The sequence below is a fragment of the Methanolobus tindarius DSM 2278 genome, assembly GCF_000504205.1.
Lineage (GTDB): Archaea > Halobacteriota > Methanosarcinia > Methanosarcinales > Methanosarcinaceae > Methanolobus > Methanolobus tindarius.
On record NZ_AZAJ01000001.1, the window covers coordinates 836,411 to 846,140 of the forward strand.

At 39.4% G+C, this 9,730-nt stretch carries 13 protein-coding genes; 1 reads left to right on the plus strand and 12 read right to left on the minus strand.

Features of this window, described 5'->3' with window-relative positions; translation table 11 throughout:
* The first annotated feature begins 44 nt into the window (after positions 1 to 44).
* On the plus strand, positions 45 to 530 hold the full coding sequence (locus tag METTI_RS03915) for a hypothetical protein (protein WP_023844518.1): 486 nt from the start codon (positions 45 to 47) through the stop codon (positions 528 to 530).
* 121 nt (positions 531 to 651) lie between these two features.
* On the opposite strand, the gene METTI_RS03920 is transcribed toward METTI_RS03915, so the two are convergent.
* The 12 genes from METTI_RS03920 to METTI_RS03970 form a co-directional block, all read right to left on the minus strand.
* Positions 652 to 969: a hypothetical protein gene (locus tag METTI_RS03920; RefSeq protein ID WP_023844519.1), complete on the minus strand. Its 318-nt coding sequence runs from the start codon at positions 967 to 969 to the stop codon at positions 652 to 654.
* A gap of 59 nt (positions 970 to 1,028) precedes the next feature.
* The gene (locus METTI_RS03925) at positions 1,029 to 1,982 is read right to left on the minus strand and encodes a hypothetical protein (protein ID WP_023844520.1); all 954 of its coding nucleotides are present in this window, start codon (positions 1,980 to 1,982) and stop codon (positions 1,029 to 1,031) included.
* On the minus strand, positions 1,979 to 2,140 hold the full coding sequence (locus tag METTI_RS15680) for a hypothetical protein (protein WP_156916241.1): 162 nt from the start codon (positions 2,138 to 2,140) through the stop codon (positions 1,979 to 1,981). Before METTI_RS15680 ends, METTI_RS03925 begins: the two co-directional genes overlap by 4 nt.
* Positions 2,130 to 2,492 (minus strand): hypothetical protein, encoded by a 363-nt coding sequence (locus METTI_RS03930; protein WP_048135133.1) that lies wholly within the window; start codon positions 2,490 to 2,492, stop codon positions 2,130 to 2,132. Before METTI_RS03930 ends, METTI_RS15680 begins: the two co-directional genes overlap by 11 nt.
* A 4-nt stretch (positions 2,493 to 2,496) precedes the next feature.
* Entirely contained in the window at positions 2,497 to 2,892 is a 396-nt protein-coding gene (locus tag METTI_RS03935; RefSeq protein WP_023844523.1) for a hypothetical protein, read from the minus strand.
* A 9-nt stretch (positions 2,893 to 2,901) separates the two neighbouring features.
* The gene (locus tag METTI_RS03940) at positions 2,902 to 3,339 is read right to left on the minus strand and encodes a hypothetical protein (protein WP_023844524.1); all 438 of its coding nucleotides are present in this window, start codon (positions 3,337 to 3,339) and stop codon (positions 2,902 to 2,904) included.
* A 9-nt stretch (positions 3,340 to 3,348) separates the two neighbouring features.
* Positions 3,349 to 4,341, minus strand: coding sequence for a hypothetical protein (locus tag METTI_RS03945; protein ID WP_023844525.1), 993 nt, complete (start codon positions 4,339 to 4,341; stop codon positions 3,349 to 3,351).
* Positions 4,338 to 6,086 carry a carboxypeptidase-like regulatory domain-containing protein gene (locus METTI_RS03950; RefSeq protein WP_023844526.1) on the minus strand — a complete coding sequence of 583 codons (1,749 nt, stop codon included), beginning with the start codon at positions 6,084 to 6,086 and terminating at the stop codon, positions 4,338 to 4,340. The genes METTI_RS03945 and METTI_RS03950 overlap by 4 nt, the downstream gene beginning before the upstream one ends.
* Positions 6,087 to 6,088: 2 nt before the next feature.
* Positions 6,089 to 6,406 carry a hypothetical protein gene (locus METTI_RS15930; protein WP_169729098.1) on the minus strand — a complete coding sequence of 106 codons (318 nt, stop codon included), beginning with the start codon at positions 6,404 to 6,406 and terminating at the stop codon, positions 6,089 to 6,091.
* Between the two features lie 66 nt (positions 6,407 to 6,472).
* Positions 6,473 to 6,811 (minus strand): hypothetical protein, encoded by a 339-nt coding sequence (locus METTI_RS03960; RefSeq protein ID WP_023844528.1) that lies wholly within the window; start codon positions 6,809 to 6,811, stop codon positions 6,473 to 6,475.
* Positions 6,812 to 7,461: 650 nt separating this feature from the next.
* The gene (locus METTI_RS03965) at positions 7,462 to 8,148 is read right to left on the minus strand and encodes a hypothetical protein (RefSeq protein ID WP_023844529.1); all 687 of its coding nucleotides are present in this window, start codon (positions 8,146 to 8,148) and stop codon (positions 7,462 to 7,464) included.
* Positions 8,145 to 9,248, minus strand: coding sequence for a ParA family protein (locus METTI_RS03970; protein WP_023844530.1), 1,104 nt, complete (start codon positions 9,246 to 9,248; stop codon positions 8,145 to 8,147). Before METTI_RS03970 ends, METTI_RS03965 begins: the two co-directional genes overlap by 4 nt.
* Positions 9,249 to 9,730 lie beyond the last annotated feature (482 nt).

Below are 9,730 nucleotides of genomic sequence, written 5' to 3' on the forward strand. Positions count from 1 at the left end.
TGTTATTACTAATTGCTGTTTTTCTTTTTTAACTAGGTGGTAAGATGTTAAAAGAGGATAGTCAGTTATTTGGCACATTGATTGGAGCATTTGCAGGCTATGTTTTCCGCCCATCCGTATATGGACTCAAGCAATTAAATCCATTTGAAATAATTGCATATAGCCTTCAGGGAAATGGCCAGGCACAAGCAGTAGCATATGCATCAATTACTTACATATTACTAGGAGCTGCTATAGGATGGTTCATAGGATCAGTAGTTGGCAGAACACCTGAAGCAGTTAATAATCTGTATGAAGATAATGATTTACCGCATAATTTGAACCAATCAGAAAATAAAGAAATAAGAATAGGTAAACAATTTGGTTGGGGAGCTGCATTGTTGAGTTTCATATTTATAGCACACATGGGAATAGGCATAGGAGTATATGTAGCAGGACCAGATAAGGCAGAATATGGCTTAATTGGTGGGGCACTAGTTGGCATTATTGCAGGCTTATTATTTGCACTTAAAATTAAATCTTCAGACTAGATCAATAGAATTTATACAATATTTGCCGCTTTGTACAACGATATCAAGCACCTGAATAATGTCAGGATATCTCACAGGCCTGAGCTCAGTTGTCAGCTGCAGAGTGACACAAAAAGGACAATTAAGCTAGCAGCCCCTTCTCCCTCAGCAATATCCTTGCACCAGTGTTCAGGATTGTAGAGACGTTCATATTATTGTCCTGGATGGTTGTGAGGACCTCCGGATCCAGGAGGAGACAAGGATCTGCTTTTACTGCAATGGCGGGGAAATATCCCTGTCCAACCAGTACCTTTTCAATACCGATATTTGCAATATCTGAAGGGTTAAGAGCATTTTTCCTTATGATGTTGGCCAGTTCAGCCTCCAGACGTACCTCCATCCTAACCCGATTTTTAGGCTCAATACATGATAATCTACGCATTACAAGAGAAGATGCCATTTTTTAACACCAGATATATAGAGCTAATTAGTAGTATATATAAATTTCACTTTTATGTATCAGTTTGTTGCTTCTACTGATTCCTTGCCAGCTCTCATTAGGTCATTTAAGAGCATGTCCTTGATTGACTGTAAATCATCCCTGTTGACCTCTTTTTTCTGCTTGATAAATGGAGAATTCTGTGGTGTAATTTTTCCGCTGTAATAGATAGATCCATGTTGCCATCCTTCACCATAGTAGGGTATTTCCATAATGTCAGTGAAAACCTTGTCAGGAAATGCAATAATAGCCTCGTTGTTTTCCAGTGTCTCGAATTTCTTATTATACCTGGATAACCTTGGCTGTTCTGAGGAAGTGAATGAGCCTCCCCTGTTAATCATGAACCAATTGAAAGAAGATCTAACACCTTTGCGGAGCTTAGTCCATCCATGAGTACTTGCAACAAAGCGAACCCTAAGAGATCTTAAAGTCTCTATGTTGTACTGTATCTCAGCACCAAAGGCAGCGTGTTTGGAGTCATAGGCCTGTCCCTTTCCGGGTGCAACTCTGTGGAACTCGTCATAAAAGATCGAAAGAGGGACAGGTAAATGGTGATCGTGTGCCAGGTCAATAAGCTTGGAGAATATGCTTGTAACTACCGGAGTAAAGTACTGAGGCTTGCGGATGAAAGGCTCTATGCAGAGCACGTTGATCTTTCCACGTTCCAGGGATCTCCACACATCTGCAGGATCTGTGAACCAGGTCTTTGTATATTCCACTGAATCGGATGTAATGTCAATATCCATTCCTTCAGGTAGGAGAATATGCAACGGTCCGAACTGGCCAACCAGGAGAAGCTCATTAGACTTTCCGGCATCGTTCCAGAGAATAGTCTCCTCCGGAGCTCCGGACCTGAGAGCATCCAGGATCCAGATGAGGTCCTGAGTCTTCCCGGATCCAGTGATTCCCAGGTTAAGCAGGTGCTCTCCTGGTCGCTGGATAAATTCCCTCTTGAAACGATCCTGCCAGCTCACTCCAGGCTCTCCATGATTTTGCTTAGCTTCTTTTTCAGGCCGTCACGGTTGTATTTCAACTCACCAATGAACATGCCAACGAACATGCAAGTAAGACCTACAACAAAGCAGGCTTTCTGGTAGTCCAGCCAGGTGATCATTATGTGCTCACTCATCATTATTTCCCCATTTAGTTGCTTTTACCGTCATCAGATTACTTGTTGAGACTAGATTTTCCTTGTCTATCAGTTTGATCAGTGCTGTCCTGGTATCGTCAAGGACCTGCTCATAGGCCAGTCTCTTAGCCATCACAGTGATATCACGGTCCATAATAGGCTCATAGCCTTCTCTCAGGAGCTTCATGTTTTCCCTTATCGGTTTGAGCAAGTCCTCTTTTTTATCCAGCATGGCCTCTACATCAGAGAAAATAATAGCTATCAGGTTGGTCCTCTGGTAAAGAGATCCGTTTGAATTGTAGATCAGAGACATAAGAGCCTCTGACAGATGAAAAGAAAGAGCTGATTTGGCCATAATATCACTGGTTCCTATTTCTCCTCAACTTATCCCATACGCTTTTTTTAGGCTGCTGAGGGCTGGCCATTTGTATCTGCTCTTTGTCAGTGTCGTGTGGATTGATTATGTATGTAGGCCTTCGAGCATGGCACTCGACAAACTCCTGTCGACCCATACGATCCCTGGACCTGCTAAGGCCTCCATAGTTATCCAGGAAAGACATTGTTTGAGGCAAAGGCAGGACATTCTCATGAAAAGATCTATACATGGCCATGACGATTATCTGCTGCTCTGACAGGTCCAGCATTGAGTCAGAATCATCTGTGATGAGCTTTGATATCTCCTGGTTCTTCTGAGCCTCGCTGGAGTAATTGCTGGCTGTTGTTTTGAGTAATTCCTTTGCTGTCTCAGAGTCCATATGTTCACCTCAGAAAAAGAGCCCTGTAAAGAATCCAACACCTATTCCGATAAAGAAAGCAAGTCCCAGAGTACGCCTGTCAGGTTTCAGTGTGTAGGCTCTTTGCATCATTGTGGTGTCCAGGATAGCAGCTATCTTCCTGGGACTTGTCTTCATGGTCAGGAGAGAGACTTCCTGCTTGTTCTCTCCCTCACCTACCTCCTCCTTCTCGTCAGATCTTATCAGCTTTACAGAGGTCCCCTTTGCACCATCAATGAGATAGACGTTCTGTGTCTTTTTTCCGTTGATTGTCAGCGTAATTGTTGACTCAGGAAGAGCATATTCCTTATTCACTTTAGGATCCTTGCCGACCTCATCATCTATGTTGATTGTCTGCAGGTCAATACCATCAAGCCCAGGTCTTATAATGAGGGCTTTTGCATTCTCTTTTTTGTCTTTTCTTCCCATACTATAACCTCACAGTGGTTTGATTGCCCCCACAATATCCGCAACCATTTGTACAATCTTTACAAGTAATTCGATGGTGCGTATTGCAAAATTATAAAAGAACTCTATCACAGCTTTGTGCATTGAAATGTAAGTCTCTGCCATATCCCAGATGCTGCTTTTCTTGTCTGTTTTTAGTATAGTTGCAGCCAGAATCAGAAACTCTATTGTCAGGATAGTTGTTTCCGGATACTCGATGAAAAGCAGGTCCAGATAAAAAAACACCTCTCCAATAATGAATGCACTCATTTCCAGAGCTGATGCCAGGTAAGGCCCCACTCCTGGAATCATTTCAACGAATGCTAGGATAGAGTCCCAGGCCCAATCAAAAAAGAGCTCTGTACTCCCGGAAATCATTTCCAAAATAGATTCGTCTATTTGTCCTTGAAATTCAGCAGGAGTTACATAGATAATTTCAGCATCAAAATCCTGATTACATGTTATTTTAGCATTGCTATAAGCTAATCTTGTATAAGTTAAGTCCGTAGAATTAAGTAATTCTCCCATGTCACTGTCTGAACTTACAGGATTTGTAAAAGAAGCCACAAGTGGCAAAATACCCACATAAACATCAACATCAAGACCTACAAAATCAACATTGTCCAGCCAGTATGTAAAATACTGAATTTTTACATCTGTATCAGTTGCATATGGCTGTAAACTTTTGAGAGTGGTTGTTTCAATGTTTCCGTTTGGATCCTTCAAAGAGATGTCATAGTACCACCATCCCCAAGATTTAGTGCAATTTACCATTAATATATAAGTTTCACCAAAAGAATCCAGTTCAGCAGTACAATTAAAATCTGGTTTGATATTGTCAATGTAAACATTGCTAATAACATAACCATCAGCAACTTCATAATTAAGGTACTGCGTATTGTCCTTTGTGAAAGACTCTGTTGCTACAGCTACTGATGTGAAACACAACAAAAGGAAACAAAGAGCTAAGATCCTAATCTTCATTTTGAACCTTTTTTAATTGCTGCCATGAATACGATTATCATAAGGACGGTGAACATTCCCGGAATAGAAGCCTCAGCTTGCTCTAGTGTTCCTCTCGCTGCCGCTCTTCCTGGCCTGTATTCATCGTCTGAGCTGCTGGAGCTATCGTCATCTTCATCGTTAGAGATTCCACCGGATGAGCCGCTATCATCCTCTTCCTCTTCGCCCTCAGATGTACCATCTACCATAACAATTGCATAGGTGTTTGAGGAAGAGGAAAAAGTAAGAGAACCGTAATGATTTTCGTAATAGGTAGCAGTTGCTTTGACGGTGTATGTTTCTCCCTCTACCATGTTGGAAATTGTCCAGGAGCCACTACTGGAGGATACTGCTGTTTTTGTACTGGTTCCATCGGAGACTGTAATTTGTGCGCCTGAAATCGCACCTCCTACAACATTGGCAATAGTACCATGCAATGTCGTGGATGCAGTAGGATCTGGCTGCAAATATGGATCATAGCTATAAGAAGTCCCTGAGAAAGTGAAGTCATCTACTGTTTTAGTTATGTAGTTGGTTTTTGATATTTCTATATCCCATGTTCCCTTATCTATTGTGAGGCTATAATCTCCGAAGGAATCAGTGAGAGTTGTCCAGGAACCCACTGTGACCAGAGCACCCTCAATTACTGCCTCTGTGTCAGAATCCCTCACACGTCCGTGTATAGTTGTTTTTTCCGTGGGCTCGTTCTCAGTGTAAGCATAATCATAACTTAGCTGGTTGCCTTCACTGTCATAGGCCCTTACATAGAAAAGTTCACCGTATGGACCATTAGAAGGGAGTTGGTATCCTGCAGTACCGTTTCCAGATAATCCGCTATATTGCTGGAAATATGTAGCTCCGTCTGCTGTGGGGCCAGAGTGAAACTGCACATATGAACCAGATGGCATATTGTAATAGCCAAAAGTCATATTTTCATCACGATCATAGAGGTACTTGTCAAAAACAACGGATGCATCCTCTGAGGTCATCTGCATTGTTGCATTTCCAATTTCAACAGGATTATACAGGACACTAACACGAGTCATTAATTCGGCTCTGAATTGTCTTGATTCATATGCAGGAACAACATATTGTATTGAGCCTGAATCACTATATACCATTCTTCGCTCTTCCAGCTCCCACACTGTGCTAGTAGGGTTGTAAGACCTAATATCTATGAAGTTTTCACTGCTGGCACTGTAAGAAGGATAGTTATAGGTAATGTTTGCAATATCACTAGCTAAATATGATGATTGACTCCACATAATCGGAGGAGCTTCTTCTGCAATAACTGACACATCATCGAAACAAAAATAATTATTTCCAGACATAGAATATGAATGATATTTTATCGTGTGTGTGCCTGCGCTTAAAGTCCTAGAATAAAAGTGCCATATCTCATCATTAGTAAAATCACTATAAGTAGTTCCATCTATATCAAGCCAGTCGTTTGCATTTGCACATTTATAATAAAACGTTAGTTGGGATTCAGTGGGAACCATGATAGTTTGGTACATTTCATCCCCAGGAGTGTCTAAAATAAATCCATAAGAACCTGAATAACGACCCCATGGCCCAGAGTATACTAAGTATCCTACTGAATCAGTAACCGTCCATCCGGACGTATCCCCTGTTTCAGCATCACCATTAGTAATTAGTTCTGTCCCTGCACTTGCAGGCAATACCAGCAAGCAGAAGCACAACGCCATTAATATTAATTTTCTCATTTTCACAACCTCTTGTACACAACATACACACCGCCAAACACAGCCACAAACCAGAGCAGATACGAGAGCATCGTAGGCATCTGGAGTTTCATTAGTTCCAGTGCATTCATTGGATTCTGGAACCATACGTCCTCAGTTGGTCGTATGATGAACACATAGTCTGAACTGGTGTCAAGTTGCAATGATCCTGTACTGTTTGTTTGAGCTACCAGGACAGCTCCTCCGGCTGTTGGCTGGTAAACTTCAATGTCAATGTTTCTGCCTAACTGAAGATCTGAAAAAGAAATGCTGATGTTGTCTGCAGCTGCAGAGGGAATCAAGAGGGTAACAGCCAGAGTGAAGATCAAAAAGGTGGTGTACTTTTTCGTGTTACCCTCTCCTTAATTTTACCTTTTGAACACCTTGAATGCGCTGGAGATCCCATCCAGGATACTGTCAAACAATCCAGTGGTAAATCCTACTACAGATAGTATCAATATGATTGGGACTGCTGCCATGATAAGGTCACCAAATGATGGCATGACACCAGTTACACCGTTAACAAGATCTATCATTTCTGTCCAATTGATGGTGGCTGCTGAGGCACTACCTACAAGGCATGTTGCCATGACCATGCAGGTTCCTACCCACAGCAAGGCTCTACTCTTCCACGTTGCATTCTGTTTCTTGTCTGTTCCGCCTTTAACAAGCGCAACACCATTAGCATTTTGATTTGCTTTTGCCATAGTAATCAAATTAGGACTTTTATAGGCATTTTATTTATACAGTGTAGAAAGTACCAGTTTTAACGGTTATTGACAAGATAAGCAAATATTATAATAAATACTCAAAAGAAAGTACCAGTTATACCGGTGAATAGTCAATGATACATTAGTATGTACATACTTACACCGAAAATAATTAAATCCAGAGAAAAACGATAGCAGTAAAAAGAAAGAGTGTATTTTGTTCTCCTGGCCTGGACCCCTGGCGCCCTCCGGATCTGACTAGGTGGTTTGTTTGGATTCCTGGGAGATCTCTGCAGGATCTGCAGCTCAGGTCAAATGGATGCAGGAGAGTGGCGGGGAGATATCAGGACACCATAAATGAGATGACGATCTTTTTCCTGGTTGGACTACGTAGACAAATAGTAATTGGTGCTGGCTGAGGATATTGTTTTTATCCACGCCGGTTTCCATAATTTTGGTAAGTACATTTCTTTAGCATTTATTACCATTGTATTATTATATTATGATACATTCTACCCCCAGGCATCTAGTAAATACTTTCTAAAAAAACAAATAGTATGTACAAAAAAAAACAAAACCAGAAATATTTTATTATACTGTCAAAAGACACTGAAAAATTAAATTTTAGAATATTCAAGAGACATGTTCTAGACAGTCGACCTCCATTGAAATGTTTTTTCAACTTTTATTGAGTTGTTTTCATTTGTCACTTCCCTGGAAGAAATCGTAATTTTTGAATATATCTCAGGACGCTTTTTCAATTCATACATTATTTTTTGTATTCTATGCTTATCTACTCCTGTCGATTTTGCTATATCTTGATATGATAATGGTATGGATGATTTTTTAATACATTCAAGTACCATATTTGTCTTTGTAGGTTTGTCAATGATTTTTTCATTGGGAGCAGACTCCTTTTGAGCACTTTCTATACCAACGTTAGCAACAGTTTTAGTATTATCACATTTTTTGTTTTCTTCTAGTACTGAAACTCTTTGTTTTATGGTCTCAAGTTCCTCAGAAAAACTATCAATTGCTATCATCCTCTTAGTTATTTCATCATGTGCCTGATATAATGGCATCTGATAGTGCCTAAACCGGTGAAGAGTTATTTCAATGTGTGAACCAAAATCAGCACCATCCAGTAATCTTTCTATTTCTGAACATAATGATTCAAACTGAACAGTACTGCCTTCAGAATAAAATTTGAATAGCGATACCAATTTTCCAGATAAATCAAGTTTAAATATCTCCGGTGAAAAAATGAGGTAAGGATGTGTTTTTTTGATAATGCTATCAAACATCCGTTCCATATCGGCCTGGCTTGTTATCATGCAACACGCGCTCCTACATATTCAGGAACTTTGAATTCTGGTTTCTTATTAAGGTTTTTCACACATATATTGTTGAGTGCTTTATCCAGTTCAACCATCGTCTCTAAATTAACAGTTTTGAAAATATTTGGCCGTGGTGAAGACATTTTCCTTATGAGCTCTTGACACAGGTCGTCATACTGTGTTTTTTTGCCAAACCCACCATAGACTTTGTTTCTCAAAGCAGATGATTCTTTGATACCATTGTCACAAACAAACTCTCCAAGGCTTTTTTTCAATGCCACATAAACAGCATTTTTCATGTAAGCATCGTTTTCTTCGTCTGACACATTTTTTGTATCAGCTTGGTATTTCACCATAGCAAATAGAAAATTAGGTTCTGGTTTGCCCACGCTAGATAAGGTTGTGTCGTGGCTTAGTTCATCCGCAGTCCACTCTAAAAGATGTCGAATGCCACTTGCAGCTTCAACACCGTCAATGGGGCAAATTATTTCATCAGCTGATCTGACTGCTAGCTGACAAAGAATATTACCTTCCATAGCTGGGGCTGTATCCATTATAATGTAGTCGAAATATTGGCCGTAAAATTGAAGTGCCGAGTGAAAATACCCAAATAATGTCTTTCTGTTACGATTTAAAAAACTACCTCCTTCCTTCTGGAAATCTTCCTTTGCATGGTTGGCCTTGATTTCAGACATGTGACTACCAGGCATTATTCCAATGGTTCCAGGTGTTGAATCAGAGTCTGGCAACCTATAGAAATATGGATACTTAACTACAACTCCCAAATCACTTCTAATCTCTTCTGCCCTTTCATCAAATGCATTTTTAAAAAACACATCAAGACGTGAGTCTAAAAACTTTTCATCTGAAAGTCCAAGTCGTTGAGTGAGATTGCTTTGTGGATCACTATCCCAAAACAGTACATTTTTACCGGAACGTGCAAGGTGTAATCCAAGCGAAATTGCGGTTGTTGTTTTACCACAACCACCTTTATTGTTCATGATTGCAATTACTTTTGATTTTCCCAGATTATAATCTGGTAATTTTTTCAATCTTTTAGTAGACAGTTTCTTTGATTTATTCCCATTTCTAACCATAAAAACACCTTGTTTTAACCCTATTGTGCAAAACTCATGACTTCTTGATTTAAGTTTTACATATTTGAGTTAATATTGAACGAATAAATACTTTGTGTATTTATCCTATATTTAAGCATAAATTATAGTTCAAAGCTAGAAAATCAGCGAAAAAGCATGCAAGTTTGCATGTAAAATCATAATTTTCGGATATTTTTAATAACAAATTTAAATCCATTCACATTATACATATTTTGTAACCATATGGTATGAACAAAATTGTTCACCTCTTTTTAATGAATGAATAGATGCGTATGAATGTGTTTTTTAGATAAAACCATGATTTTGTTTGTTCAGGTGAACATGTTTGTTCAGCATGTATGCTCAGTAAAACAGCAATGAACTTGATTATGAACTTGATTATGAAAATATTCAAAAATAAGTAATATATAAAAATATAATATTTTAGTAACATATTTTATGATGTTACTCCATAATTTGAA

Coding starts and splice junctions, on each gene's coding strand:
- METTI_RS03915 (WP_023844518.1), top strand. CDS start 45: ATGTTAAAAGAGGATAGTCAGTTATTTGGCACATTGATTGGAGCATTT.
- METTI_RS03920 (WP_023844519.1), bottom strand. CDS start 969: ATGGCATCTTCTCTTGTAATGCGTAGATTATCATGTATTGAGCCTAAA.
- METTI_RS15680 (WP_156916241.1), bottom strand. CDS start 2,140: ATGATGAGTGAGCACATAATGATCACCTGGCTGGACTACCAGAAAGCC.
- METTI_RS03930 (WP_048135133.1), bottom strand. CDS start 2,492: ATGGCCAAATCAGCTCTTTCTTTTCATCTGTCAGAGGCTCTTATGTCT.
- METTI_RS03935 (WP_023844523.1), bottom strand. CDS start 2,892: ATGGACTCTGAGACAGCAAAGGAATTACTCAAAACAACAGCCAGCAAT.
- METTI_RS03940 (WP_023844524.1), bottom strand. CDS start 3,339: ATGGGAAGAAAAGACAAAAAAGAGAATGCAAAAGCCCTCATTATAAGA.
- METTI_RS03945 (WP_023844525.1), bottom strand. CDS start 4,341: ATGAAGATTAGGATCTTAGCTCTTTGTTTCCTTTTGTTGTGTTTCACA.
- METTI_RS03950 (WP_023844526.1), bottom strand. CDS start 6,086: ATGAGAAAATTAATATTAATGGCGTTGTGCTTCTGCTTGCTGGTATTG.
- METTI_RS03960 (WP_023844528.1), bottom strand. CDS start 6,811: ATGGCAAAAGCAAATCAAAATGCTAATGGTGTTGCGCTTGTTAAAGGC.
- METTI_RS03965 (WP_023844529.1), bottom strand. CDS start 8,148: ATGATAACAAGCCAGGCCGATATGGAACGGATGTTTGATAGCATTATC.
- METTI_RS03970 (WP_023844530.1), bottom strand. CDS start 9,248: ATGGTTAGAAATGGGAATAAATCAAAGAAACTGTCTACTAAAAGATTG.